This window comes from Brevundimonas sp., from assembly GCF_035627055.1.
Lineage (GTDB): Bacteria > Pseudomonadota > Alphaproteobacteria > Caulobacterales > Caulobacteraceae > Brevundimonas.
In genome coordinates this window covers 14,499-40,963 of sequence record NZ_DASPMM010000016.1, presented here as the reverse complement: position 1 = coordinate 40,963, position 26,465 = coordinate 14,499, and the positions used below count along the sequence as shown (strand labels likewise).

24 protein-coding genes and 1 pseudogene are annotated in these 26,465 nt (G+C 69.9%); 9 read left to right on the top strand and 16 right to left on the bottom strand.

Features of this window, described 5'->3' with window-relative positions:
• Positions 1-292: 292 nt before the first annotated feature.
• Genes def through VEA98_RS07875 form a run of 3 tightly spaced genes read right to left on the bottom strand, consistent with a single transcriptional unit; the run spans position 293 to position 2,526 of the window.
• Positions 293-877, bottom strand: coding sequence for a peptide deformylase (def, locus tag VEA98_RS07885; protein ID WP_324812663.1), 585 nt, complete (start codon positions 875-877; stop codon positions 293-295).
• Between the two features lie 57 nt (positions 878-934).
• Positions 935-1,336 carry an acyl-CoA thioesterase gene (locus VEA98_RS07880; RefSeq protein WP_324812660.1) on the bottom strand — a complete coding sequence of 134 codons (402 nt, stop codon included), beginning with the start codon at positions 1,334-1,336 and terminating at the stop codon, positions 935-937.
• Positions 1,336-2,526 carry an acyl-CoA dehydrogenase gene (locus VEA98_RS07875; protein ID WP_324812657.1) on the bottom strand — a complete coding sequence of 397 codons (1,191 nt, stop codon included), beginning with the start codon at positions 2,524-2,526 and terminating at the stop codon, positions 1,336-1,338. Before VEA98_RS07875 ends, VEA98_RS07880 begins: the two co-directional genes overlap by 1 nt.
• Before the next feature lie 95 nt (positions 2,527-2,621).
• On the opposite strand from VEA98_RS07875, the gene VEA98_RS07870 reads away from it, so the two are divergent.
• Together VEA98_RS07870 and VEA98_RS07865 are read left to right on the top strand one after the other, a co-directional pair.
• A complete protein-coding gene (locus VEA98_RS07870; protein ID WP_324812655.1) occupies positions 2,622-2,888 on the top strand; it encodes a DUF6356 family protein in 267 nt (88 codons plus the stop codon).
• A gap of 176 nt (positions 2,889-3,064) precedes the next feature.
• The gene (locus VEA98_RS07865) at positions 3,065-4,255 is read left to right on the top strand and encodes a CoA transferase (RefSeq protein ID WP_324812653.1); all 1,191 of its coding nucleotides are present in this window, start codon (positions 3,065-3,067) and stop codon (positions 4,253-4,255) included.
• An 8-nt stretch (positions 4,256-4,263) separates the two neighbouring features.
• Here VEA98_RS07865 and VEA98_RS07860 read toward each other — a convergent pair whose 3' ends face one another.
• The 10 genes and pseudogenes from VEA98_RS07860 to VEA98_RS07815 form a co-directional block, all read right to left on the bottom strand.
• Positions 4,264-4,581: a putative signal transducing protein gene (locus tag VEA98_RS07860; RefSeq protein WP_324812650.1), complete on the bottom strand. Its 318-nt coding sequence runs from the start codon at positions 4,579-4,581 to the stop codon at positions 4,264-4,266.
• 13 nt (positions 4,582-4,594) lie between these two features.
• Positions 4,595-5,773 carry a 2-oxoglutarate dehydrogenase complex dihydrolipoyllysine-residue succinyltransferase gene (gene odhB / locus VEA98_RS07855; RefSeq protein ID WP_324812667.1) on the bottom strand — a complete coding sequence of 393 codons (1,179 nt, stop codon included), beginning with the start codon at positions 5,771-5,773 and terminating at the stop codon, positions 4,595-4,597.
• A 15-nt stretch (positions 5,774-5,788) separates the two neighbouring features.
• Positions 5,789-6,145, bottom strand: a pseudogene (locus tag VEA98_RS07850) (biotin/lipoyl-containing protein); the annotation flags it as partial.
• A gap of 39 nt (positions 6,146-6,184) precedes the next feature.
• Entirely contained in the window at positions 6,185-9,169 is a 2,985-nt protein-coding gene (locus tag VEA98_RS07845) for a 2-oxoglutarate dehydrogenase E1 component (protein ID WP_324812647.1), read from the bottom strand.
• Between the two features lie 168 nt (positions 9,170-9,337).
• Entirely contained in the window at positions 9,338-10,240 is a 903-nt protein-coding gene (sucD, locus tag VEA98_RS07840) for a succinate--CoA ligase subunit alpha (protein WP_324812645.1), read from the bottom strand.
• Position 10,241: 1 nt separating this feature from the next.
• A complete protein-coding gene (locus VEA98_RS07835; RefSeq protein ID WP_324812643.1) occupies positions 10,242-10,778 on the bottom strand; it encodes a hypothetical protein in 537 nt (178 codons plus the stop codon).
• Positions 10,778-11,968 (bottom strand): ADP-forming succinate--CoA ligase subunit beta, encoded by a 1,191-nt coding sequence (gene sucC / locus VEA98_RS07830; protein WP_324812641.1) that lies wholly within the window; start codon positions 11,966-11,968, stop codon positions 10,778-10,780. The genes VEA98_RS07835 and sucC overlap by 1 nt, the downstream gene beginning before the upstream one ends.
• Before the next feature lie 138 nt (positions 11,969-12,106).
• Complete coding sequence (locus VEA98_RS07825; RefSeq protein ID WP_324812638.1) at positions 12,107-12,562, bottom strand: hypothetical protein; 456 nt, start codon at positions 12,560-12,562, stop codon at positions 12,107-12,109.
• A 105-nt stretch (positions 12,563-12,667) separates the two neighbouring features.
• Positions 12,668-14,185, bottom strand: coding sequence for an MFS transporter (locus tag VEA98_RS07820; RefSeq protein WP_324812635.1), 1,518 nt, complete (start codon positions 14,183-14,185; stop codon positions 12,668-12,670).
• 129 nt (positions 14,186-14,314) lie between these two features.
• The gene (locus tag VEA98_RS07815; protein ID WP_324812632.1) at positions 14,315-16,525 is read right to left on the bottom strand and encodes a TonB-dependent receptor; all 2,211 of its coding nucleotides are present in this window, start codon (positions 16,523-16,525) and stop codon (positions 14,315-14,317) included.
• 177 nt (positions 16,526-16,702) lie between these two features.
• On the opposite strand from VEA98_RS07815, the gene VEA98_RS07810 reads away from it, so the two are divergent.
• Positions 16,703-17,440 (top strand): TetR/AcrR family transcriptional regulator, encoded by a 738-nt coding sequence (locus tag VEA98_RS07810; RefSeq protein WP_324812629.1) that lies wholly within the window; start codon positions 16,703-16,705, stop codon positions 17,438-17,440.
• Here the strand turns inward: VEA98_RS07810 and VEA98_RS07805 are convergent.
• A complete protein-coding gene (locus VEA98_RS07805; RefSeq protein WP_414642159.1) occupies positions 17,424-17,954 on the bottom strand; it encodes a DUF2306 domain-containing protein in 531 nt (176 codons plus the stop codon). The two genes, VEA98_RS07810 and VEA98_RS07805, sit on opposite strands and share 17 nt — an antisense overlap.
• 171 nt (positions 17,955-18,125) lie before the next feature.
• Between VEA98_RS07805 and VEA98_RS07800 the strand changes: the two genes are divergently transcribed.
• Positions 18,126-18,884: a LytTR family DNA-binding domain-containing protein gene (locus VEA98_RS07800; RefSeq protein WP_324812626.1), complete on the top strand. Its 759-nt coding sequence runs from the start codon at positions 18,126-18,128 to the stop codon at positions 18,882-18,884.
• On the opposite strand, the gene VEA98_RS07795 is transcribed toward VEA98_RS07800, so the two are convergent.
• Complete coding sequence (locus tag VEA98_RS07795) at positions 18,881-19,942, bottom strand: DUF2167 domain-containing protein (RefSeq protein ID WP_324812624.1); 1,062 nt, start codon at positions 19,940-19,942, stop codon at positions 18,881-18,883. The two genes, VEA98_RS07800 and VEA98_RS07795, sit on opposite strands and share 4 nt — an antisense overlap.
• 57 nt (positions 19,943-19,999) lie before the next feature.
• The gene (locus VEA98_RS07790; RefSeq protein WP_324812622.1) at positions 20,000-21,256 is read right to left on the bottom strand and encodes a YihY/virulence factor BrkB family protein; all 1,257 of its coding nucleotides are present in this window, start codon (positions 21,254-21,256) and stop codon (positions 20,000-20,002) included.
• A gap of 60 nt (positions 21,257-21,316) precedes the next feature.
• On the opposite strand from VEA98_RS07790, the gene VEA98_RS07785 reads away from it, so the two are divergent.
• The 5 genes from VEA98_RS07785 (at position 21,317) to VEA98_RS07765 (ending at position 26,437) form a co-directional block, all read left to right on the top strand.
• Positions 21,317-22,219: a hypothetical protein gene (locus tag VEA98_RS07785; protein WP_324812620.1), complete on the top strand. Its 903-nt coding sequence runs from the start codon at positions 21,317-21,319 to the stop codon at positions 22,217-22,219.
• 93 nt (positions 22,220-22,312) lie between these two features.
• Positions 22,313-23,206, top strand: a complete 894-nt coding sequence (prmC, locus tag VEA98_RS07780; RefSeq protein WP_324812618.1) for a peptide chain release factor N(5)-glutamine methyltransferase — start codon at positions 22,313-22,315, stop codon at positions 23,204-23,206.
• A gap of 319 nt (positions 23,207-23,525) precedes the next feature.
• Entirely contained in the window at positions 23,526-24,467 is a 942-nt protein-coding gene (locus VEA98_RS07775) for a DUF4167 domain-containing protein (RefSeq protein WP_324812616.1), read from the top strand.
• 126 nt (positions 24,468-24,593) lie between these two features.
• Positions 24,594-25,247, top strand: coding sequence for a DUF4893 domain-containing protein (locus VEA98_RS07770; protein ID WP_324812613.1), 654 nt, complete (start codon positions 24,594-24,596; stop codon positions 25,245-25,247).
• On the top strand, positions 25,196-26,437 hold the full coding sequence (locus VEA98_RS07765) for an NAD(P)/FAD-dependent oxidoreductase (protein WP_324812610.1): 1,242 nt from the start codon (positions 25,196-25,198) through the stop codon (positions 26,435-26,437). Before VEA98_RS07770 ends, VEA98_RS07765 begins: the two co-directional genes overlap by 52 nt.
• Positions 26,438-26,465: the final 28 nt, after the last annotated feature.

The following is a 26,465-nucleotide window of genomic DNA, read 5'->3' as shown; positions in this document are numbered from 1 at the left end:
GAGTGCGAAGGTCGGGAAATACACCGTCTCGGCCCGCTATGCCGATTACGATGCGGACCTGTTCGCGACGGATACGCGGAAGTTCTGGCTGACGGTCGATTGGGTGTTCTGAACCCCGCCACATCCGTCATGCTGAACTCGTTTCAGCATCCATCGTGCCGCACGCCCGGACGTGCTGGCCAACGCCACCGTGCGGTTGGGCTGGTGCCTGAACCGAGCGCTCGGCGAAGGCGGTGAAATGGACCCTGAAACAAGTTCAGGGTGACGAATGGAGGGTTGTGAGGGCGGCGGCCTAAGCCGCCTTCCTCAGCTTCTCGAGCTTCTTGAGCGCCATGGTCCGCTTGAGGCGGCTCAGGTGGTCGATGAACAGCACGCCCTCGAGGTGGTCCATCTCATGCTGGATGCAGACCGCGTAGAGACCGTCGCACTCTTCCTCGACGGTCTGGCCGGCGTAGTCCATGTAGCGGATGCGGACGCGGGCCGGGCGCTCGACGGCGTCATAGACGTCCGGCACCGACAGGCAGCCTTCCTCGTACTGGAACAGCTCGTCCGAGGCCCACAGGATCTCGGGATTGACGAAATAGCGGGGGTTGCGGCGGGCCTGCTCGTCGGCGGCGCGCGCCTCGTCCGTGGCGTCTTCCGGGAGATCGCCGCCGGCGACCTCGCGATCAGCCAGGTCCATGACGATGACCCGGCGCACATCACCGATCTGCACGGCGGCCAGGCCGATGCCGGGGGCGGCGTACATGGTCTCCAGCATGTCGTCCATCAGGGCGCGCAGCTCGTCCGTCACCGGGCCTTCGACCGGGCGGGAAACCTGTTTCAGCACCGCCAGGTCGGCGGGGTTGTCGATGGTGAGGATGCGACGGACGGTCATGGCCGGGAGGTAGGGGGAGACAGGCCGCAGGTCAAGATTTCCCAGTGCGGGAGTAGGTTATGCCGCGGCCCCGGGCAGCACGCCGGGCAGCACTCTGGGCTTCTTGTCGTCGCCGATGGCGACATAGGTGAAGACGCCCTCGGTGACGCGCACCGCTTCGGCGTGGGCGGCGTTGCGCGAACGCTTCCAGGCCTCGACGTGGACGCGGATCGAGGTGCGGCCCGACTTGACCACGGTGGCGTAGAGCGAGACCTCGTCGCCGACCGACACCGGCTGGTGGAAGACCATGGCGTCGACGGCGATGGTCACGCAGCGGCCCTGGGCCATCTCGAAGGCCGGGGTGGCGCCGGCGAGGTCCATATGGGCCAGCAGCCAGCCGCCGAAGATGTCGCCCTCGGGATTGGTGTCGGCCGGCATGGCGATGACCCGGCCGACGAGGCGGCCTTCCGGCTCGCTCATCAGAAGGCGCTTTCGCCCGTGATCGCCCGGCCGAGGATCAGGGCGTGGACGTCGTGGGCGCCCTCGTAGGTGTTGACCGTCTCAAGGTTCATGGCGTGGCGCATGACGTGCATTTCGCCGGTGATGCCGGCCCCGCCGTGCATGTCGCGGGCCTCGCGGGCGATGGCCAGCGCCTTGCCGCAGTTGTTGCGCTTCATCATCGAGATGGCCTCGGGGACCCAGGCCCCCTGATCGAGCAGCCGGCCGAGCGCCAGCGCGCCCTCGAAGCCGAGGAAGATCTCGGTCTGCATGTCGGCCAGCTTCTTCTGCACCAGCTGGCGCGACGACAGCGGGCGGCCGAACAGCATGCGCTCGCCGACGTAGTCGCGGGTCAGGTGGAAACAGGCCTCGGCCGCGCCCATGGCGCCCCAGGCGATGCCGTAGCGCGCCTTGTTGAGGCAGGAGAACGGACCGCGCAGGCCCTTCACGCCCGGCAGCAGGTTCTCTTCCGGCACGAAGACGTCGTTGAGGCCGATGTCGCCGGTGATGGAGGCGCGCAGGGAAAGCTTGTCGCCGATCTTGTCGGTCGTGAAGCCTTCGGAGCCGCGCTCGACGATGAAGCCGCGGATCGTGTCGTCCAGCTTGGCCCAGACCACGGCGAGGTCGCTGATCGGGCTGTTGGTGATCCAGTATTTGGCGCCGTTCAGGCGGTAGCCGCCCTCGACGGCGACAGCCTTGGTCTTCATCGAGGCCGGGTCGGAGCCGCCGTCGGCCTCGGTCAGGCCGAAGCAGCCGATCAGTTCGCCAGCGGCCATGCGCGGCAGGAAACGCATCTTCTGCTCTTCCGAGCCGAAGGCGTAGATGGGGTACATGGCCAGCGACGACTGCACCGACATGGCCGAGCGGTAGCCGCTGTCGACCGCCTCGATCTCGCGCGCGATCAGCCCGTAGGCGACATGGCTGACCGAGGAGCCGCCGTACTGCTCCGGCAGCATGGCGCCGAGGAAGCCCATTTCGCCCAACTCGGTCATGATCGACTTGTCGAACACCTCGTCGCGGAAGGCGGCGATGACACGCGGCAGCAGCTTTTCGCGAGCGTAGGACCGGGCCGCGTCCTGGATCATCCGCTCGTCGTCGGTCAGCCGCCCCGACAGGTCCAGCGGGTCGTCCCAGCGGAAGGTCTTGTGCGGAGCGGAGGCGCCGTCGGCCATGGAGGGTCTTTCGTGAGCGTGGCAGAGGCGCGCGGTTTAGGCCAAAATGCGCAGGTCGGGTAGAGGCACGGCCCGACGCAGGCTAGGCTGTCACCATGATCCGCACCTGGAATCGCCTGTTCGTCGAGCACCCGCGCGAGGTGGAGGAGAGCTATCTCCATCACATGGCGGCGTCGTCGCGCTTCGGCTTCCGCCTGCTGAAGCTGGCCGGATGCGCCTTCATGCACGCGCTGGTGCCGGGGGTGCACAAGGCGACGGTGTCGAAGGCGGTCTGCTGCATGGCCGAGGAGCTGGACGGCCGGGCGAAGGAAGCGCGCGAGTGCCGCATGCGCGACGCCGGCGTGTGGGACCCGGGGCTCTGATCATCCCTCTCCCCTTGCGGGAGAGGGTGGCAGCCGAAGGCTGACGGGTGAGGGGTCGCGCCAGCCCGTGAGATTCGTCGCCGCGCCCTGATGCTTCGGCGACCTGTGCGACCCCTCATCCGACCCGCTGCGCGGGCCACCTTCTCCCGCAAGGGGAGAAGGGCTAGTTACGCTTCATGACCCAGGGCCCCCTCTCCGACGTTCGCGTCCTCGACCTGTCCCGGGTCCTCGCCGGGCCGTGGGCGACGCAGACGCTGGCCGATCTCGGGGCCGAGGTGATCAAGATCGAGCGGCCGGGCGCCGGCGACGACACCCGCCACTGGGGGCCGCCCTTCACGACCAAGGCGGACGGCTCGAAGGGCGACGCGGCCTATTTCCTGTGCGCCAACCGCGGCAAGAAGTCGGTCGAGCTGGACATCGCCACGTCCGAGGGGGCGGCCGTCGTGCGAGAACTGGCGAAGACCTGCGACGTCGTGGTCGAAAATTTCAAGACGGGCGGGCTGAAGAAGTACGGCCTGGATTTCGCCTCCCTGGCGGCGGTCAATCCGAAGCTGGTCTACTGCTCGATCACCGGCTTCGGCCAGGACGGGCCGGACGCGCACCGGGCCGGCTACGACTACATGATCCAGGCCATGGGCGGGCTGATGTCGATCACCGGCCAGCCGGACGGCGCGCCCGGGGCCGAGCCGATGAAGGTCGGCGTGGCCGTGGTCGACCTGTTCACCGGCCTGTACGCCTCCAACGCCATCCTCGCCGCCCTGCTGCACGCGCGGGCGACAAGGCAGGGCCAGCATATCGACATCGCCCTGTTCGACGTGCAGGCGGCCATGCTGGCCAATCAGGCGACCAACTACTTCGTCAGCGGCAAGGCGCCGACGCGGATGGGCAACGCCCACCCCAACCTGGCGCCGTATCAGCCCTTCCCCTGCACCGACGGCATGGTGGTCATCGCGGTCGGAAACGACGGCCAGTTCGGGGCGCTGGCGCAGGCGCTGAGCGCCCCGGGCCTCGGCGCCGATCCCCGCTTCGCCAGCAACGCCCTGCGCATCGAGCACCGCGCCGTCCTGACCGCCGAGCTCTCGGCCCTGACCGCCGGCCAGAGCATGAAGGCGCTGATGAAGACGCTGGAGGCGGCGGGCGTGCCGTGTGGCCCGGTCAACACCATCGATCAGGTGTTCGAGGAGCCGCAGGCGAAGCACCGCGGGCTGGAGGTGTCCCAGGCCCGCCCCGACCTGTCCGCCCCGGTCCGCACCGTGGGCTCGCCGATCCGGATGTCGGCCACGCCCGTGGCCTATGACCTGCCGCCACCCGCGCTGGGCGAGCATACGGACGAGGTGCTGGGAGCGCTGGTCCGCGATCGCGGATAGGGAAGGCCTCAGCGGCCGACGAGAAAGCCCAGCCCGATGATCGTCAGGAGGGCCACAAATCCAGCCTTTCGGGCGGGTTTCGTAACCACAGGATCAGCGTCCTCGATCCGCTCGGCGCCGTCCCGAAGCGCCTCGAGCAGGGAGCGGGCGGCGTCCGCCTGATTGTCCGGCACTGACAGGTTGACGCCGCCGAGCGCCTGCAGGACGAGGAAATTGACCTTGGCGTGTTCGGCCCCGCCCAGCACGGCGACATAGCCCGCGGCTCTCAGCCTGGACGCTACGATCTCGGCCTCGTAGACGTCGGCGAAGCGGGCGATCTCGATCATCGCCCGCGCGCCCCTACAGGTCCAGCAGCGCCCGCGCCGGGTCCTCGAGCAGTTCCTTGACGCGAACGAGGAAGGTCACGGCTTCCTTGCCGTCGACGATGCGGTGGTCGTAGCTCAGCGCCAGGTACATCATCGGGCGGATCTTCACCTCGCCGTTCACCGCCATCGGGCGCTGGACGATGTTGTGCATGCCCAGGATGCCCGACTGCGGCGCGTTCAGGATCGGCGTCGACATCAGCGAGCCGTAGGTGCCGCCGTTGGTGATGGTGAAGGTGCCGCCCTGCAGGTTCTCCAGCGTCAGGTCACCGTCGCGGGCGGCCTTGCCCAGGGCGGCGATGCCCTTCTCGATGCCCGCCAGCGTCAGCTGGTCGGCGTCGCGCAGCACCGGCACGACAAGGCCTTTCTCGGTGCCGACGGCGATGCCGATGTCGTAGTGGTTCTTGTAGATGATGTCCGTACCGTCGATCTCGGCGTTGACCGCCGGGATCTCGTGCAGGGCCTGGACCACGGCGCGGGTGAAGAAGCTCATGAAGCCCAGCTTGACGCCGTGACGCTTCTCGAAGGCTTCCTTGTACTGGCTGCGCAGGGCCATGACGTTGGTCATGTCCACCTCGTTGAAGGTGGTCAGCTGGGCGGCGGTGTTCTGCGATTCCTTCAGCCGGCGGGCGATGGTCTGGCGCAGCCGGGTCATCTTGACCCGCTCCTCGCGCGGCTGGTCGGCGCGCGGCGCGGCGGGGGCGGCGGCGGCCGGCGCGGCGGCGGCCTTGGGCGCGGCGTTGATGGCGTTCAGGGCGTCGCCCTTGGTGATGTTGCCCTTGGGTCCGGTCGGTTCGATGGCCTTCGGGTCGAGGTTGTTTTCGCTGACCACGCGCTGCACGGCGGGCGACAGGTGCGGGGCGTCCGCCTTGACCTGGGCCGAGCCGGCGTTGGCGGGCGCGGCCGGCGTCGGAGCGGCCGGAGCCGCGGCGGCGCCCGAGGCGGCGATGCTGCCGATCTGCTGTCCGGGCGTGACGGTCGAGCCGGCCTCGGCGTCGATGGTCAGCACGCCGGCGGCGGGGGCCGACACCTCGACGGCCACCTTGTCGGTCTCGATCTCGACCAGCAGCTCGTCCTTGGCGACCGTGTCGCCGGACTTCTTCAGCCAGGTCCCCATCGAACCCTCGGCGACGCTCTCGCCCATGGTCGGGGTCATGATCGCGACCGATCCGGCGGAAGCGGCAGGGGCAGGGGCAGGGGCGGCGGCCGGAGCGGGCTCGGCGGCCGCGGTCGGAGCGGCGGGCGCGGCTTTCGCTTCGGCCTTGGGAGCCTCGGCGGCCGGCGCGGCGCTCGCCCCTTCGCTGACCACGCCCAGCACGGCGCCCGGGGCCACGGTCTCGCCGTCGGCGGCCTTGATCTCGGACAGCACCCCGTCGGCGGGCGACACCACCTCCAGCGACACCTTGTCGGTCTCCAGCTCGACCAGGACCTCGTCCTTCTTCACCGGGTCGCCGGCCTTCTTCGTCCACTTGCCGATAGTGGCTTCGGTGACGGATTCGCCGAGGGCGGGGGTCAGGATGTCGGCCATGGTCGGGTCCAGGTCTCGTTCAGGTCAGGATATCGCTTATCAGGCGAAGGCGTCGGTCAGGAAGGCGTCGAGTTCTTTCAGGTGCCGGCTCATCAGGCCCGCGGCGGTCGAGGCCGAGGCCGGGCGGCCGACGTAGCGGGCCCGCTTCGACTTCACCGAAAGCTTCTCCAGCGTCAGTTCGATCCATGGATCGACGAAGGTCCAGCCGCCCATGTTCTTCGGCTCCTCCTGACACCAGACCAGTTCGGCGTCGGGGAAGCGGGCCAGTTCGGTCATCAGCGACTTCATCGGCCACGGATAGAACTGCTCCAGCCGCATCAGATAGACGTCGTCGACTCCGTCCTTCTCGCGGCGGTCCAGCAGGTCGTAATAGACCTTGCCCGAGCACAGCACGACGCGGCGGATGTCCTTGTCGGCCCGGATCTTGATGCCCGCCACGTCCGGCCGCGTCTGGGCGTCGTCGTGCAGCACCCGGTGGAACGAGCTGCCCTCGGCCATGTCGGCGATCGTCGACACCGCCTTCTTGTGCCGCAGCAGCGACTTGGGCGTCATGATGATCAGCGGCTTGCGGAACGGCCGGTGCATCTGGCGGCGCAGGATGTGGAAATAGTTGGCCGGGGTGGTGCAGTTGGCGACCTGGATATTGTCCTCGGCGCACTGCTGCAGGAAGCGCTCCAGACGGGCCGAGGAGTGTTCCGGCCCCTGCCCCTCGTAGCCGTGCGGCAGCAGCATGGTCAGGCCGCACATGCGCAGCCATTTGCGCTCGCCCGAGGTGATGAACTGGTCGATGACCACCTGGGCCCCGTTCACGAAGTCGCCGAACTGGGCTTCCCACATGACCAGCGTATTGGGGTCGGTCAGGGCGTAGCCGTATTCGAAGCCGAGCACCGCCTCTTCCGACAGGGCCGAGTCGATCACCTCGAACTCGGCCTGGCCCTCGCGCAGGTTGTTGAGCGGGACGTAGCGGGCCTCGGTGGTCTGGTCGACGATGCCCGAGTGGCGCTGGCTGAAGGTGCCGCGCACCGAGTCCTGGCCGGACAGGCGGACCGGGAAGCCCTCGTCCAGCAGCGAGGCGAAGGCCAGGCTCTCGGCCGTGGCCCAGTCGATGTTCTCGCCGGTCGTGATCATCTCGCGCCGGCCGTCCATGACGCGCTTCAGCGTCTTGTGCATGTCGACGTCGTTCGGAATGGTCGTCAGCCGATGGCCGAGGTCGGTCAGCTTCGCCGCCGGCACGGAGGTCTCGCCGCGGCGCTCCTCGCCGTCGGGCTGGCCGATGCCCTGCCACTGGCCGTCCATCCAGTCGGCCTTCCTGGCGACGAAGCTCTTGCCGGCCTCGAACTCGGCGTCGAGGAAGGCCTCGAAGCGCGCCACCTCGGCGTCGACCGCGGCCTGGTCGATGACGCCCTCGGCGATCAGCCGCTCGGTGTAGATCTCGCGCGTCGAGGGCAGGGCGCGGATCTTCGAATACATCACCGGCTGGGTGAAGGTCGGATCGTCGCCCTCGTTGTGGCCGAAGCGGCGGTAGCAGAACATGTCCACCACCACGTCCTTGTGGAATTTCTGGCGGAACTCGGTGGCCACCTTGGCGGCGAAGACCACCGCCTCCGGATCGTCGCCGTTGACGTGGAAGATCGGCGCCTGGACCATCAGGGCGACGTCCGACGGATAGGGGCTGGACCGGCTGTTGCGCGGGCTGGTCGTGAAGCCGATCTGGTTGTTGACGACGAAATGGATGGTGCCGCCGGTGCGGTAGCCCTTCAGCCCCATCAGGGCGAAGCATTCGGCGACCACGCCCTGACCGGCGAAGGCGGCGTCGCCGTGGATCAGCAGCGGCACGACCTTGGAGCGGTCCAGGGCCCACTGCTCTTCCGGCTGGCCGGCATTGGCCTCGCGGATGTCGAAGGCCTGCTTCGCCCGCGCCTTGCCCAGCACCACCGGATTGACGATCTCGAGGTGCGACGGGTTGGCGGTCAGCGACAGGTGGACCCTGTTGCCGTCGAACTCGCGGTCCGAGCTGGCGCCCATGTGGTATTTGACGTCGCCCGATCCCTCGATGTCCGAGGGGACGGTCGAGCCCCCCTGGAACTCATGGAAGATGGCGCGGTAGGGCTTGCCCATCACCGCCGCCAGGGTGTTCAGCCGCCCGCGGTGGGCCATGCCCAGCACGATCTCGTCGACGCCCAGGGCGCCGCCGCGCTTGATGATCTGCTCCAGCGCCGGGACCATGGCCTCGCCGCCGTCCAGGCCGAACCGCTTGGTGCCGGGGAAGCGCTTGTGCAGGAAGCGCTCGAAGCCCTCGGCCTCGATCAGCTTGTTGAGGATGGCCAGCTTGCCTTCGCGGGTGAAGGCGTTGGTTTCGAACTTGTCCGGCCCCTCGAAGCGCGCCTGCAGCCAGTTCTTCTCGTCCGGTTCCGCGATGTGCATGAACTGGATGCCGATGTGGCCGCAGTAGGTGCGCTTGAGGATGGCCAGCACCTCGCGGATGGTGCCGGTCTGCAGGCCCAGCACGCCGTCGAGGAAGATCGGCCGGTCGAGGTCGGCCTCGCTGAAGCCGTAGAATTCGGGGGTCAGCTCGGGGTTCTCGGTCGGCTGCTCAATGCCCAGCGGGTCCAGCGTCGCCTGCAGGTGACCGCGCACGCGGTAGCTGCGGATCAGCATCAGGGCGCGGATCGAATCGTGCGCGGCGGCGCGGATGGCCTCGGCGGAGACGCCGGCCTCCTTCGCGGGCGCGGCCCAGGCCTTCTTCGGGTCGGGCTTCGGGGTCGGCCAGCGGCCGTCGAACACGGCGGCCTCCTCGGTCGGTTCCGATGCCGGCGAGCGGCCCCAGCCGGCCGCGGCGCCGGCGGCCTTCACCGTTTCGGCGTTGTCCCTCAGCTGGTCGAAGAAGGCGCGCCATTCGCCCGAGACGGACGCCGGATCGGCGGCCCATTTCTCGTGCAGGTCCTCGATGAACGAGGCGTTGGAGCCATACAGGAAGCTGGTCTCGGCAAAGACCTGATTCAGCCGACCGGCATCGTCCGCCATTGTTCTCGTCGCATCCCTTCGGCGGTGCGCGCACGCCTGCGCGAACCGGCGCCGTTGATATAGGCGCTGTTTCCTGATCGGTCATGACCGAATGGAGGCGCCGCGGGTGAATTTGTCCCTAATTTCGGGAATTTCGACCCTCGGCTGCCCCACTACCGGGACAAGGCGTCAGCCCTTGAGGACCTCGACCAGGGTCGAGCCCAGCCGCGCCGGCGACGGGGAAACCCGGATACCGGCGGCCTCCATGGCGGCGATCTTGGACTCCGCGTCGCCCTTGCCGCCCGAGACGACAGCGCCGGCGTGGCCCATGGTGCGGCCCTTGGGCGCGGTGCGGCCGGCGATGAAGCCGACCATCGGCTTCTTGCGGCCCTTCTTGGCCTCGTCGATCAGGAACTGGGCCGCGTCCTCCTCGGCCCCGCCGCCGATCTCGCCGATCATGACGATGGATTTCGTTTCCTCGTCGGCGAGGAACAGCTCCAGCACGTCGATGAATTCGGTGCCCTTGACCGGGTCGCCGCCGATGCCGACGGCCGTGGTCTGGCCGAGGCCCTCGTTGGTGGTCTGGAACACCGCCTCATAGGTCAGGGTGCCGGAACGCGAGACGATGCCGACATTGCCCTTCTTGAAGATGGAGCCCGGCATGATGCCGATCTTGCACTCTTCCGGGGTCAGGATGCCGGGGCAGTTCGGGCCCAGCAGGCGGGACTTCGACCGGTCCAGCCGCGCCTTGACCCGCACCATGTCCAGCACCGGGATGCCCTCGGTGATGCAGGTGATGAACGGCACCTCGGCCTCGATGGCCTCGATGATGGCGTCTGCGGCGCCCGCCGGCGGGACATAGATCACCGACGCGTCGGCGCCGGTGGCCTCTTTGGCCTCGGCCACGGTCGCATAGATCGGCAGGGTCTCGCCCTCCGACCCGTGCCACAGTTCGCCGCCCTTCTTCGGGTGTACGCCGCCGACCATCTTCGTGCCGTAGTAGCGAAGCGCCTGTTCGGTGTGGAAGGTGCCGGTCTTGCCGGTCAGGCCCTGGACGATGACCTTGGTGTTCTTGTCGACGAGGATGGACATTCTAGTTTCCCGGGGGAGAGGCAGGCAGGGTCGAGACGACCTGGCGCGAGAGTGAGACGACCGCGCGCCCGTCGGGGGCGGCGGCGTAGGTCAAGGTCTTGTCGCCGAAGCGGGACCAGATGCGCATGGGGGCCGCGCCGGGGGGCTGGTCGACGAAAGGCGACTCGTCGCCAAGCCCGAGGCTGGCGGCGAGAGACGCCATCTCGTCCGCCAGACCCGGCGCTGCGCGGTCGACCGAGACCGAACAGACTGACCCAACCGAAAGGTCGCTTGCACCGGATCTCGGATCGTAACTGAGCATCACGAGACCGCCATCAATCCGGAAGGCGAGAGTCCAGCTTTCCGGCGCGCTGCTATCTGACGTGAGACGAGCCTGCCGCCAGCGGCGCTCGCGCCCCAGCGTCTCAAAGGCGTTCCGGCGCATACCGGTCTCTACACACGCCTGCCGGACAAGCTCACCCACATCCGCGCTCTGCGGAGCGACGTGAGCCGGGCTCGCCGAGCCGAAGGAGATCGCGATGGCGAGCGTCGAGAGCATCAGCCGACCGCCGCGACGATCTTCTGGGCGGCGTCGTCGAGGTCGTCGGCGGCGGTGATGGCCAAACCCGACTCGTTCAGGATGCGCTTGCCCTCGGCGACATTGGTGCCTTCCAGACGAACGACCAGCGGCACCTTCAGCCCGACTTCCTTGACCGCCGCGACCACGCCCTCGGCGATGACGTCGCAGCGCATGATGCCGCCGAAGATGTTGACCAGGATGCCCTGCACGGCCGGGTCGGCGGTGATGATCTTGAAGGCCGCCGCGACCTTTTCCTTCGAGGCGCCGCCGCCGACGTCGCAGAAGTTGGCGGGTTCCTTGCCGTACAGCTTGATGATGTCCATCGTCGCCATCGCCAGGCCGGCGCCGTTGACCATGCAGCCGATGTTGCCGTCCAGGGCGACGTAGGCGAGGTCCCATTCCGAGGCCTCGATCTCCTTGGCGTCTTCCTCGGTCTCGTCGCGCAGCGCCTTCATGTCCTCGTGGCGGAACAGGGCGTTGCCGTCGAAGCTGACCTTGGCGTCCAGCACACGCAGGCGGCCGTTCTCCATGACGATGAGGGGATTGACCTCCAGCATCGACATGTCCTTCTCGACGAAGGCCCGGTACAGCGTCGGGAACAGGGTCTCGCCGTCCTGGGCGGCCGCGCCGGTCAGGCCGTAGGCGGTGTTGATCTCGGCCACATTGGCGGGGGTGACGCCGGCTTCCGGGTCGATGTCGATGGTGACGATCTTCTCGGGCGTGTCGTGGGCGACCGCCTCGATGTCCATGCCGCCCTCGGTCGAGACGACGAAGGAGACGCGGCCGGTCGAACGGTCGACCAGCAGTGAGCAGTACAGCTCGCGGGCGATGTCGGCGCCGTCCTCGATGTAGAGGCGGTTGACCTGTTTGCCGGCCGGGCCGGTCTGGGCGGTCACCAGGGTGTTGCCGAGCATCTCTTTGGCGTTCTTGACCACGTCCTCGATCGAGAAGGCGAGGCGCACGCCGCCCTTGGCGTCGGCCGGCAGTTCCTTGAACTTGCCCTTGCCGCGCCCGCCGGCATGGATCTGCGACTTCACGACGTACAGGGGTCCCGGCAGCTGCTTCGCCGCCGCTTCGGCCTGATCGGCCGAGGTGATGGCCACGCCGGCCGCGACCGGAGCGCCGAAGCCCTTCAGGACCTGTTTGGCCTGGTACTCGTGAATGTTCATGGATGCCGCCTTGGGGGAGAAGTCGGCGTGCTTATAGGACCCGCGCCTTCGCGGGTGCAACCGCCGGGGACGCCTCAAACAGCGAAACGCCCTCCGCCGCGGGGCGAAGGGCGCAAGGCGTGCCGGTGGGAGCCCGGCTTAGCGGATCGGCCGGATGGCGGTCAGGCTGGTGCTGTCCGCCTCGGAGGTGACCTGGACGAAGGTCACGTCGCCGGCGCGGTAGGTGTCCTGGTCCGGCGCATAGGCGTAGAGGCCGGCGTTGGCGTCGACGGGCATCGACACGCCGCCGAGCACGCCGGTGATCCCGGCGACCAGGTCCGGCTGGGCGGGCTGGCTGGTCAGCATGCAGGCCTGGCGCTTGCCGTCGGGGGCGGACTGCTCGCCGACCACCAGGTTGCGCGACACGCCTTCGCCGTTGTGGGTCCAGACGGTCATGCCGTCCTGCTGCGTCGGGGCGGACCAGGAGCCCTGGGCGGCGACGGCGGCGGTCACGGCGGCGACATCGCCCTTGGTGGCGACGCACAGAGCCTTGAAGTCGTCGGCCGGAGCCGGGGCGGCGGTCACGGCGGCGGCGAACAGAAGCGTGGCGATCATGTAGGCGAACTCTCGATGAAGGGGGAGGACCGGGCCTCGGGCCCGGCTTCCGCTCAGTGTGCGGTGAAAAACAGCGTCAATATGGCGTGCGGCGCAAGCCCCGCGTCAGTCGACCCAGTCCCGCTTCAGCGTGCGCGAGGCGGCGATCAGCAGGGCCGAGGCCAGCAGGTAGAACCCCATGCCGGTGTAGATGGCCCAGCGCAGGCTTTCGTCGCCGAACTGCGGCCTCAGCAGGTCGCTCATCCAGCCGAAATAATAGAAGCCCACGGCCAGGCCGAACAGATTGTTGATCAGCAGGAACAGGGCCGAGGCGGTGGAGCGCATGGCCGCCGGAACCAGATGCTGCACCGCCGCCGTGATCGGCCCCAGCCAGGCCAGGTTCAGGCCGGTCGGGATCAGGAAGATCAGGAAGGCGAGGATCAGCTGCTGGGCGTTGGTGCCGCCGCCCGGCAGCACCAGGCCGATCAGCCACGGCGAGTTCATGGCGAGGATGAAGCACGGCGCCGAGATCAGGAAGGCGATGGCCGGGGTCAGCGGATAGGCGCCCTTGCCGCGCTTCGACAGCCGGTCGGCGATGGCGCCGCCCATCCAGATGCCGAGGGTGCCGCCGACCAGGGCGATGCCCGCATAGTACCAGGCGGTCTGCTGCAGGGTCAGGCCGAAGCTGCGCATGAAGAACAGCGGCAGCCAGCCGGCCACGCCATAGCCGCAGATCGAGGACGAGGCGGCGCCGAGCGACAGCAGCCAGAAGCTCGGCTTGGGGATCACCACCGAGGCGGTGCTGCGGGCGATCCGCAGCGACACGCCGATGACCAGCGCCAGCAGGCCGCCGAAGCCCCAGGTCAGGCCCGTGTCCCGCTGGTCCATCGACAGATAGATCACCGCCCCGACGGCCAGGGCGATCGCTCCGACCCCCAGCATTATCACCGAGGCGAGGCTTCCGACCCGGCTCGGGAGCGCCGCGATCGGCGCGGGTTGCGGGGCCGGGGTCGGGGTCGGGGCCGTGCGCGCCGCCGCGTCCGAGTCGCCCCGCTTCAGGTCGCGCACCGTCAGGCGCAGCAGCGGGGCGAGCAGCAGGCCCAGCAGGCCGACCACGATGAACGCCGTCTGCCAGCCCCAGCGCGCCGCCAGCAGGCCGCCGACCAGGGTGCCGGCCGCCGTGCCGATCGGGATGCCGAAGGCGAACACCGCCAGCGCCCTGGCCCGCTGCGACGGCGGGAAATAGTCCGAGATCAGCGAATAGGCCGGGGCCACGCCGCCGGCCTCGCCGACGCCCACGCCCATCCGGCACAGAAACAGCTGGGTGAACGACCCCGCCATGCCGCACAGGGCGGTGAAGCCGCTCCACACCGCCAGCGCCCCGGTCATGATCCACACCCGGCTGAACCGGTCGGCCAGCCAGGCCAGCGGGATGGCCAGGGTCGAATAGACGCTGGCGAAGGCGATGCCGCCCAGCAGACCGAACTGGGAGTCGGTCAGCTCGAAATGCGCCTTCAGCGGCGCGGCGAGGATGCCGATGATCTGCCGGTCAAGGAAGTTCAGCGCATAGATCAGGACCAGCACCGCCAGCACATAGTGGCGGTAGCCCGTGCGGACGGGCGCGGCGGCGGCCGTGTCGGTCATGGCGTGTCCCCTCGACGTGGTCTTCGTGAACGGTAGCGGGGCCGCGGCGCCGCGTAAAAGAAAAAGGGCGGCGGCTCAGGTGAACCGCCGCCCGTGATCAGATGCGATCAGGCTTCAGGAGTCCGTGGATCAGAACTTGACCTGCAGCGACGCGGTGACCGTCTGCGGCGGGCCGTAGTAGCCGATCATCGAGTCGTTGAAGAGCGCGCCGGCGAAGGCGTAGGCGCCCACGCGGTACTCTTCGTCGGTCAGGTTCTTGCCGTACAGGCCGACGGTGTAGCGGTCGCTCGGGTCCGTCCAGACGATCGACAGGTCGACCAGGGCATAGGCCTCCTGGTCGAGGACCGGGTTCGGGAACTCGAACTGGCTGTAGTCGTCGCGGTACGACACCGACGGGGTGACGGCGATCTCGCCGCCCGCCAGCTCGCCGCGCCAGGTCAGGCCGAGGTAGCCCGTCCACGTCGGCGCGTTCTGCAGGACCACCAGGTCGGAGATGTCCTCGTAGACGCCCAGCGCCAGATTGTAGCGCAGGAACTCGTCGAACTCGGACTTGAGGTAACCGACGGCGAAGTTGGCCGTCAGGTTGTCGGTCATGAACAGGGCGCCTTCGAACTCGGCCCCGTAGAGGGTCGACTGCCCGACGTTGTCGACGAAGCTGGCCACGTTGGCGCCCGCCGGCACCTGGGTCGTGACCTGCTGGTCCTCGTAGGTGTTGTGGAACAGGGCCGAGCTGAACGACAGCCGGTTGTCGAACACCGAGCCCTTGAGGCCCAGTTCCCACGACTCCACCGTTTCCGGGTCATAGCCGTTGACCGTGTCGGGGGTCAGGCTGGCGTCGCCGCGCATGTCGAAGCCGCCCGACTTGAAGCCGTTCGACCACGACACATAGCCGGTCAGCTCGTCCGAGAGGTCATAGGACAGGGCCGCCCGCGGCGAGAAGTCGGTGAAGTCCTTCTCGTTGGTATAGAGGGTGTTCTGCACCAGCGGGACAGCGGCCGGGCCGCCGGTCAGCGGCGTGCGGCCCGCTCCGAGGAAGGTGGCGCGGTTGACGTGGCCGGTCTTGGTGTCCTGCGTGAAGCGCGCGCCCAGGCCCAGGTGCAGACGCTCCGTCAGGTCCAGGTTGACGTCGCCGAAGGCCGCGAAGCTGGTGGTGTCGACATAGCCGCCGGTGCCGATGGTGATGCCCGCCGCGCCCAGCACGGTGTCGAACGCGCCCTCGGCGTGGCCGTCCAGGAAGTAGGCCCCGATGACGCCCTGCATGCGGTCGTAGTCGAACAGGAATTGGAACTCCTGCGTCAGCTGGTCGTCGGCGTAGTAGGCCGGGATGTCCAGCGTCGCCGCCGGGGTGTTGTCGAAGTCGATGACCGTGTCGGTGTCGCCTTCGCGCCAGGCGGTGATCGACTTGAAGGTCCAGTGCTCGTTCAGGTCCAGCTGGACCGTGGCCGAGAAGCCCTGGTTCATCACCGAGTTCTCGTCGCCGACGCCCGCGTAGGTGTCATAGACGCTGTCCGGCACCCCGGCGCCCGGTCCGACGCCCGCGATCTCGCGGTGGCCGTGGCGGGGGTTCGAGTCGTCCTCGACCCGGTCGTAGGCCAGGCGGATCGACATGTCCTCGCGCGGTTCCCATTCGGCGCTGATGCGGCCGGCCAGGACGTCCTTGTTGTAGTGCTCGGCGCCGGTGTTCAGGTTGGAGCCGTAGCCGTCGCGCTGATAGCTGGCGATGGCGCCGCCGAGGCGGAAATTGTCGGCCAGCGGCATGCTGCCCGAGGCCAGCAGATCGACCTGGTTGTAGCTGCCGTAGGCCCCGCGCAGGGTCAGTTCGGGATCCTGCGACAGGCGCGAGGTGACGTATTTGATCGCGCCGCCGACCGTGTTGCGGCCGTACAGCGAGCCCTGCGGCCCGCGCAGCACCTCGATGCGCTCCACGTCATAGATGTCCAGCACCGCGCCTTGCGGACGGGCCACATAGACGTCGTCGACATACAGGCCCACGCCGGGCTCGAAGCCCCACAGCGGATCCTGCTGGCCGACGCCGCGGATGAAGGAGATCAGGGTCGAGTTCGAGCCGCGGGCCACCTGCACCGTGGCGTTCGGCGTCTGCTGCTGCAGGGCGGTGATGTCGCTCGCGCCGGTTTCCTCCAGCCGTTCCGCGCCAAGGGCGGAGACCGAGATCGGCACGTCCTTCAGCGCCTCGTCGCGGCGGCGGGCGGTGACGATGACGTCGCCGACGCTGGTCGCGGCCTCGCCCTGCTGCGGCGCGGCGTCCTGCGCCAGCACGGCGGTCGACAGCGCGCTCCAGGCGGCCCCCGCGAGCAAGGCGGTCTTTACGTAGCGGTTCATGTGAAGCCCCATTCCTGTGTGTTTCCGGCCGTGACGCTTTTTATTCAGCGTTCAATGATTTTCCGGGACCGTAACCGTTTTCCCCCCGCTGTCAAACGGCGGCGCTTGGAGGGGGCGGTCCGCGGCGGACCTGTGGCGCCGTTGCCATGACGCCCTGACGGAGCCTAGCTTGACCGGATGACCGAACCCGCCGCCCCCGCTCCCCGGCCCGCCGCCGCCCCTGCGCGTCGCGGCCGGCCGCCGAAGGCCAGGGCGGAGGGCGCCGCCGACACCCGTGAATCCATCCTCGACGCCGCCGAGGACCTGTTCTCGAAACACGGCTTCTACGGCGTCACCATCCGCGAGGTGGCGCGCGAGGCCGGCGTCGACACCGCCCTGGTGCACTATTATTTCGGGGCCAAGCGGGCCCTGTTCGACGCGGTGTTCCTGCGCCGGGCCGAGGTCTGGAACAGCGACCGGGTCAACGCCATCAACCGCTACGCCGAGGCGGCCGGGGCGGACATGACGCTGGAGGGGCTGCTCGCGGCCTTCCTGCATTCCCCGTTCGAATGGGCGCTGAAGGGCGGGCCGGGGTGGAAGCACTACGCCGCCCTCGTGGCCCAGACCAACGCCAACCCGATGTTCGGCGGCGAGATCATGACCCGCTATTTCGATCCCACCGCCCGGCGCCTCATCGAACTGATCAAGCGGGTCCTGCCCGAGGCGCGCGAGGAAGACCTGTACTGGGGCTACCACAACCTGTCGGGCGCCCTGACCCTGACGCTGGGCGAGACCGGCCGCCTCGACCGGCTTTCCGGCGGCCTGTGCCGCTCGGGCGACCTGGAGACGGCCGGCGAATACATGGTCCGCTTCGCCGCCGCCGGTTTTCGCGCGGTGTGCGGATCCGGCGGCGCCGATCCTAGCCGAACACCATAGCCCACATCATCCGCCCTGGCAGGAAGGTCAGGGCGCCGGCGACCAGCAGGCCGCCCACGAACATGCCGGTCATGGCCCGGCGATGGTTCGCCACCCTGTGGCGGCGCGCGGCGTACACCGCCATCGGCAGGGCCACGATCGTCCAGCCGCTGATCAGGTGGATGAAGGAAAAGCCGCCGGCGTTGATCTGACGGATGAACAGGGAGCTGACCGCCGTCGTCGCCATCGCGACCACCCACGCCCAGCCGAGCGAGCGGTGCAGGCGGTCGCCCTTCACCCCGGCCAGCAGCACGGTCCCGATGACCAGCGCCACAACGGCGGCGGCGACATGCAGCTGAATGGCGACGGGAGCGTGCATCAGCAGCGACAGATCCGGCGCGTGCGGCCGCGGCAGCGCCGCCGGCCCCGATCGCAGCAGGAGCCAGCCGGCGATCCCCGCCGCGGTTGATCCGCCGACAAGGCTGGCGGCGTGGCGGCGCAGGAAGGGCGCGTGGACGAGGGTGGGGTCGGACATGTTTCCTCCGGATCGAACGATGCCTGACCCTGGCCCGCCGCCGGGCCTTGGGCTCGACAATCTGCGCGAACGGCCACTGGAATTCCGCCGGCGGCCGGCGGCGGTCGTTCACGAAGCGCCGGCGCCCGCCGCCTTCAACAGCCCGGCGATTCATGGTCTCAAGGACGGGCCATGACCGCCGCGAGCCGCCCGACCCGAACTGACTTCCTGCGCGGCCTCGCCGTGGCCGCGGCCGCCGGCCTCTTCCTCGCGCTCAGCGGCGCCTTCGGCACGGGAGAGGCCGGGCTCGCCCGGCGGCTGCCCTACTGGGTCGCGGTGATGATCGCCGGCGGGCTGTGGGGCCAGCTGTGCGCCCTGGCCGTCGGACGGGTCATCGACCTGGAGCGGCGCCCATGGCTGGCGTCCGCCGCGATAAGCTTGGCTATAGCCCTCCCCGGCACGCTGCTGGTCTGGGCCGCGACCGGCCTGTTCTTCTTCGGCGCCCTGCCGCCGGCCGGCCGTATCGCCGGCTTCCTGCTGCCGGTGCTGCTGGTCACCGCGGCCATGACCACCCTCAACCTGTTCCTCGCCCGCGGCCGCCCGATGATCACCCACGCCGCGCCGCCGGGGCGGCCGCCGGCCCGCTTTCCGCAGCGCCTGCCGGCCCGCCTGCGCGGCGCGGCCATCCACGCGGTCCAGGCCGAGGACCATTATCTGCGCGTCCACACCGACCGCGGGTCCGACCTGATCCTGATGCGGCTGACCGACGCGCTGGAGGAGCTGGAGGGACTGGACGGAGCCCGCACCCACCGCAGCTGGTGGGTGGCGCGCGAGGCGGTGACCGGCGTCAGCCGCGGCGACGGCCGGGCCCTGCTGACGCTGACCGGCGGCCTGCAGGTCCCGGTCAGCCGCCGCCACGCCCGCGGGCTGCGCGCGGCCGGCTGGTATTAGGTCCTGGGCTCGCCGTCCGCCCCGGGTTCCGGCGCCTCGCCCGGCTCGGACTCAGCGGGAACGGCGGCCGCGGCCGGGTCGCCGCCGAGCCCGCCGGGCTCGTAGCTTGCGCGCGCCGCCGAGCTGAACTCGCCGCCCTTCTTGCCGCCGAACAGGGTGCTCAGCCAGCGCCAAGCCGCGGCCCCGCCAATCGCCAGGACGATCCAACCCTTCTTCAGCACCAGGAACAGGATGCCCAGCAACCCGACCTTCTTGGCAACGGCAAGCGCCGCGCCGCCGGCGATCAGGCCGCCGACCCCATAGGCCGCCTTCTTGTCGACGCCCTCGCGATAGTCGGCGTACTGCGCCCCCGGCTGGAACGAGGCCGTGTTCATCAGCTTCGACGCCTCGGGTCCGATGGCGGCCAGGTCGCTCATCTGCGCCACGATGTTCATGCTCAGCACGCCCTCCCGGCCGAGCACCCGGACGTCGTAGTTCAGCGTGTTGTCGGAGCTGTCGGCGAAGGCGATGTTCTTGGCCCAGATCAGATTGTGGCGCGCGGCGTCATAGCTCGGCTGCTGCGCCCACCCGACGATCGTGGAGGCCGGATAGCCCTCGGCGGCCAGCGCGCGGTTCTGCTCTTCTTCGCCGGCCTTCAGTTGCCGCAACAGGTCGGCGTAGTCGATGCTCGCGGCATCGGCGTCAGAGACATAGCCGTCGCCGAGGTAGGTGATCACCGCGCCCCAAGTATCATCGAGCGGGCTCTTGCCGGCCGGAAAGACCATGCCGAGCACGCCATCGACCACCGACGGCGGGTTGCCCCAGGCGTCGATCAGCACCCGCCGGGCGTCATCGGCGCCGAGAAAATAATAGTCTTCGCCCAGGGACAATGTCGCCTTCGCCGCGGGCAGTGTGATCTCGCCTCCCTGCGGATCGAGGCTCTCGAGCAGGGCTTCCAGCCGGCGGAGTTCCGCCTGCTGTTCGGCGGTCGGCGGCGCCGCCGCCGGAGAGGCCGCGGCGGGCATGGCGGTCAGAAAGCCGAGAGCCAGCAGCAGCGCGGCGAATGCTTTGCGGATCATTGTGAACTCCCCCGCGGCCAGATTGCACCAAGGGTTGCAATCTGGCCAGGGGCTCGCTCAGGGCTCGGGCGGCGCCTGCCGGATGCGCCGCTTCAGAAGCCGGTCGGACAGCGCCTCGGCGTGTTTCAGCGTGAAGGCCAGCGCCGCCAGGTTGCCCCGCCGCGGCCCGACCGTATCGGCGACCACCGCGCCCCGCTCGCCCAGCGCGACCGGCTCGCCAGTGGTGGTGTCGATCGCCGTCTGGTGCTCGACCTCGGCGTTCAGCTCGGCCCCCATCAGGATGATCTGGACGCTCAGCCAGGTCCACAGCAGGAAGCCCATCATCGCCGCCAGCGGGCCGTAGGAGTCGACCTTGACGAAGGTCTGCAGATACCAGCTGAAGCCCAGCGACAGGCCGACGCTCAGCAGCGAGGCGAACAGGGCGCCCGGCGTCAGCCAGCGCCACCGCGCCCGCTGCCGGCACGGCCCGAGCCGATAGACCACGGTCAGCGAGGCGATGTAGACGAACAGCAGCAGCGGCCAGCGCAGCGGCGCCAGATAGGCCCACTCGTCCGCCAGGCCCAGATACCCCAGGGCCAGCGGCACGCCGACGACGAGGCCGGCCGTGACCAGGATGGCCGCCAGCCCCGACACCGTGAAGGCCAGGCACAGCAGGTTGTAGGTGAAGAAATTGCGCCGCTCGACCTCGTGGTAGGCGATGTTCAGACCGTAGAAGAGCACCTTGATCGCCCCGTTGGCCGTCCACAGCGACAGGGCCAGGGTCCACACCAGGGTGAAGGTCAGCTGGGTGTTGGAGTTGTCGGCCAGCCGCTGCATCTCGCCGGAGACGAAGCCGGCCACCCCCGAGGGCATCACCGAATAGAGGAAATACAGCCGCGCCACGACGTCGCTGGGATCGGAGAACAGGCCGTAGATGGTCACGAAGGCGGCCAGGGTCGGGAACAGCGACAGCACCACGAAGAAGGTCACGCCGCCGGAAATGAAGCCGACCCGGTCCCCGAAATAGGACATGCCCACGCGCCAGAAGATGTCGATCCAGCCCTTGTGCGGGATGTGTTCGGGCCGCCGCGCCAGCCGTCCGCGGCCGGGCTCCTTCTCCTCGAAATCCTCGGGCAGGGGCGGGCGCGGCGCCACCGGCTCCGGTCTCGGGCGGCGCAACTCCAGGCCGTACCGGTGACCGTGGCGATACAGCAGATGCGCCGCCCCGGCGCCGACCGCCAGACCGCCGGCGACGGCCCCGACAATACCCCACAGCCCGAGGCCGCCCCCGTCCTTAGACTGCCGGTTGAACTGAGGCCCGCGATTCTTCAGCATGGAGCGGCAAACGGCCGGGCGATGGCCTGTGTTCCGGTCGGCTCTGCGGGGAGAAGCGCCATGCGTCGAGCATTGGTAGTCGCGGTCGCCTTGGCAACCGCTTTCGCCGAAACGGCGGGGGCGAGCCCGGCCGTGGCCGCTTCGCCGCAGACCGCGGCCGCCCCGGTGGCCGACGACCCGTTCGCCGGCGCCTGGGCCGAGGAAGAGCTGGAGCGGGCCGTGAAGGGGCCCCTTGAGGCCCTCGACAAGGGAGACATCACTGTCGCCGAACAGCGGGTTGAACAGCTTCTGACCGCCGCGGCGTCGGAGCCCGCGGAGCGGGTTCGGCTGATGACCGCATGGGCCATCGCGCTGATGATCCACGCGGACAAGGGCGATCCCCTGCCCTGGCTTCGGCGTGCGGCGGCGGAAGCCAGGACCGCCTGGCCAGCCGACAGCCGGCTGCGGGCGATGGCGCTGAGCGACTATGGGACGTTCGAGGTCGAACAGCTGGGCGCGGCCGCCTCGGCGGAAGCGGAAGCCGCCCTCGTCGAGGCGCTGGAGATCAACCGCGCCCGATTGGGGCCGGGCCACGTCGAGGCGCTCGCCACCTCAATCGCCCTCGGCGAACTCCGTGGTCAGCCCGGCCGAACCGGGGGGAACCCGGAGCGGATTGCCGAAGCGGCCCGGCTCTTCGAGGTCCTTCTGACGGCCGATCCGGTGACCGGCGAAGACGATCTGGCCCCCTTCTTCCTCGACTGGACTCGCATGCTGATCGCCAACGGTCAGCCTGACGCGGCCTGCGCCGTCCTCGACAAGCTCCCGGCGCTGGAGGGCCGGTTGAAGCTAAACCTGCGCTTCATCGCCCTCCGGACGGGTCTGGCGCTGCGTGACGCCGGATATGCGCGGCAGGCCGCCAGCCTGATCTCCGATGAGATTCCGGCGCCCGGAAAGCCGGACCCCCGGCAGCAGTGCAGCGGCTGACCCCGACGAGGCCGTCCGTGCGGCGGCGGGAGGAGACGCGCTGGTCGAACCGCCCGGCTTGAAATCGCCGGCGTCCCGCGCCAAGCCGTCGCCATGACCGACGCCGCTTCCGCCCCCACCCTGCTCACCGCCTGGAAGGCCGCCGCCGCGCGGCTCAAGGCCGGGCGCATCGACAGCCCTTCGATCGACGCCCGCCTGCTGCTCGAGGTCGCCGCCGGCTGTTCGCGCACCGACATCCTGACCGACCCCTATCGCGTGGTGACCGCCGACCAGCAGGGCGCGCTGGACGGCTTCGTCGAGCGCCGCCTGCGCCGCGAGCCGGTGTCGCGCATCCTCGGCAGGAAGGGTTTCTGGAAGATCATGCTGAACGTCACCCCCGACGTGCTCAGTCCCCGCCCCGACACCGAGGCCATCCTCGACGTGGTGCTGCTCGCCTATCCGCCCAACCGGGCGTTCGAGATGATCGACCTGGGCACCGGCTCCGGGGCCATCCTGCTGGCCACCCTGGCCGAGCGCTTCGGCGCGCGCGGCGTCGGCACCGACATCTCGTTCGAGGCCCTGGCCGTGGCGAAGGAAAACGCCACCAACCTCGAGCTCGACAACCGGGCGACCTTCCTGCGCACCGAATGGGCCGCCGGCTTCGGCGACCACAGCTTCGACGTCGTCGTCTCCAACCCGCCCTACATCCCCTCCGGCGACATCCCCGGCCTCGATCCCGAGGTGCGCGACCACGATCCGCACCTCGCCCTCGACGGCGGCCCCGACGGCCTGCAGGCCTATCGCGAACTCGCCCCCGAGATCCGGCGCATCCTGAAGCCGGACGGCCTGTTCGCGGTCGAGATCGGCTGGGACCAGGGCCCGCAGGTCAAGGCCCTGTTCGAGGCCGCGGGCTTCGCTGACGTCATCGTGGTCAAGGACCTGTCCGACCGCGACCGTGTCGTCACCAACGGTCCCGACCCGCGCACCAACCCGGTTCCGAAGATGTGAGACCCCCCGGCCCGGGGTCGGCGGGGTGCGTCGAACAAACCCCTTGGAAACAGCGCCATCCCGCGCTAAGTCTTGCCTGTCTCCCACCCAATCGCACGACTTGGACCGCTTCAGGCCCATCCGCGCGCGCTCAGGGCAGTGACGGTCGGGCCGGTCGCCCGGCGGACCACGGGGCGGCGACGGATTTCCGATCACATCGTCAGCGGGGATTGGCCTCGCGCGAAGCGGAACGACGAAACGGACGGCGACAGGCTGCATCTCGCAGGCCCGCCCGTCCCCTCACAAAGCACGGTAGCGTCCGATGAGAGATTTCAAGGGCATGAAGCGTCAGCGCGGACGCAACAGGAAGCCCGGCGGCGGCGGGGGCGGCAACGCCAACGCCACCAACCCGAACCGGTCCTGGGACTCGCAGGGGCCCGAGAACATCAAGGTCCGCGGCAACGCCCAGACCGTCTACGAACGCTACATGCAGCTGGCGCGCGACGCCTCGGCCGCCGGCGATCGCGTCCTGGCCGAGAACTACACCCAGCACGCCGAACACTATTTCCGCGTCCTGCGCGCCCTGCAGCCCTCGCGTCCCGTGTCCGAGATCGCCCAGCGCGAATTGGCCGGCCAGGGCTTCGACATCGATTTCGAGGACGAGACCGGGGCCCAGGCCGCCGCCATCATGGCCGCCGAGAAGGCCGAGGCCGACCGCGTCGCCGCCGCCGAAGCCCGCCAGCGCGAGCAGGACGAGCGCCAGAACGACCGCTCCTACGACCGCGACCGGCCCAACGACCGCCAGTCCGAACAGCCGCGCCGCGAATGGCGCGACCGCGACGACCAGCCGCGCGAACCCCGCGAGCCCCGCGCCGAGGGCGAAGGCCCCGCCGGCGAGGGCGGCCGCCGCGAAACCCGCCGCGAACGCTGGGAACGCCGCCAGCAGGAGCGCAACCAGCGCTTCCAGACCGAGCGTGGCGAAGGCGAACAAGCCGCCGCCGCGTCCGGCGACGAAGGCGAATCCGCCCCGGCCCCGGAAAGCCGCGACGCCGAGCCCGCGCCCGCCCGCGCCGAACGGCCGCAACGCGAGCGTCGTCCGCGCCGTGATGAGGCGGCCGCGGGCGATGACGCCCCGACCGCCCTGCCGGGTTTCCTGACCCGCTCGGCCGCGCCGGCCGCGTCCGCGCCGGAGGGTCCGCCTGAGGGCGGCGAGGCCGAGGCGCCCGCGCCCAAGCGCCGCGCCCCGCGCCGCAAGGCCGAGGCTCCGGCCGACGAAGGCTGACGAAACCACGCCCGGCGGGCGAGGGCGCTTGACGTCTCCGGCCCGCTCCGGTCAAGGAGCCTCGTACGGTCGCGGACCTCTCACGCCCCAGGCTGAGGCCGGTCCGCGAAACCACGGGAGCGCCGCATGCTTCGCCTGATCCGGCCTTCGGTCCTGGCCGTCCTCGCCGCCGCCTCGATCTCCGCCTGCGCCGGCACGCCGCCGCCGCCGCCAATTCCCGAGGGCCCCGGCGCCGGCCCCGTGCTGCGCGACTGGCGCGGCATCGTCACCGCCGGCGACCGCGACCGCTACAGCCGCCTCGACGCCGCCTGGTCGCTCGCCCTCCAGCAGGCCCGCCGCCAGCGCGGCTCCGGCGACCTCGCCTCGACCGGCGACCTGATCGACCCGGACGCCGCCCGCCCCTCGGTCGAGCCGCCGCCCGGCGCCTACCGCTGCCGCACCGTCAAGCTCGGCTCGCAGGGCGGCGAGGAGGGCCTCGGCTACGTCGTCTACGACTGGTTCGCCTGCCGCATCGAACAGACTCCCAACGGCCTGAAATTCTCCAAGCTGACCGGCAGTCAGCGCCCCTCCGGCCTGCTGTTCCCCGAGAACGACCGCCGCATGGTGATGCTCGGCTCCCTCGCCCTCGCCGACGAGCCGCCGGCCAACTCCTATGGCCAGCGCCCCGCCCGCGACCTCGTCGCCGTGCTCGAGCGCATCGGCGAACGCCGCTGGCGTCTGGCCATCCCGTGGCCCCAGGCCGAGTCCAACCTCGACCTCATCGAACTGGTCCCGGGCTGAGCCCTCACATCGGCCAGGTCGCCGTCGTCGGAGCCGGTCCCTCGGGTCTCGCGGCCGCCCTGATGCTCGCGCGCCAAGGTCGCGACGTCGTCGTCTTCGAGCGTTTCGAACAGGCGGCCCCGGTCGGCGCGGGCTTCATGCTCCAGCCCACCGGCCTCGCCGTCCTCGACGATCTCGGCCTCATCCCGCGGGTCGAGGCCATGGCCCAGCCGATCGACCACATCTTCGGCCGCGAGGCCCGCCGCGGCCGCGTGGTGCTGGACGTCCGCTACGCCGATCTGCATCGGCCGCGCCCGGCCCTCGGCGTCCATCGCGCCGCCCTGTTCGAGGTCCTGCACAACGCCTGCGTCGAGGCCGGCGTCCGGTTCGAGACGGGCCGCGAGATCGTCGCCGCCGACGCCGGCAGGCTGACCGACGCGCGCGGCGTCTCCACCCCCGCCTTCGACCTGGTCGTCGACGCCTCGGGGGCCCGATCGCCGATCGCCGCCGCCCTCGGGGCGCGACCGCGCCCGCTGGCCTACGGCGCCCTGTGGGCGACCACGCCCTGGCCCGGCCCGCCCTTCGACCCGCGGGCCCTGCAGCAGGTCTACAGCGGCGCGGCCAGGATGATCGGCGTCCTGCCCGTCGGGGCCCGGCCCGGATCTCCCGCCCGGCTGGCCACCTTCTTCTGGAGCCTGAAGACCGCCGACCACCCCGCCTGGCGCGCCGCCGGCCTCGAGCCGTGGAAGGCCGAGGTCCGCGCCCTGTGGCCGGAGACCGCCGGACTGCTCGAAACCCTGACCGATCCGGACCAGCTGACCCTGGCCCGCTACGGCCACCACACCCTGGCCCGGCCCGTCGCCGACCGGCTGGCGGTGATCGGCGACGCGGCCCATTCGACGAGTCCGCAACTGGGGCAGGGGGTCAACATGGGCCTGCTCGATGCGTGGAGCCTTGCGGACGCCCTCGCGACCCGCTCCGAGCTTCACGACGCCCTGTCCGCCTACGCCCGCGTCCGCCGCTGGCACGTGCGCCTCTATCAGGCGCTCAGCCTCGGCTTCACCCCCTTCTACCAGGCCGACGGCCGCCTGCTGCCCTGGGTCCGCGACCACGTCCTCGGCAAGGTTTCGCGCCTGCCGCTGTCGCCCCGGCTGCTGGCGGCGACCGTCTCCGGCCTGCTGCTCGACCCGCGTCCGCACGACCGCCGCTGAACCCCGCGCCGCCTCAGCCGTTCGGACG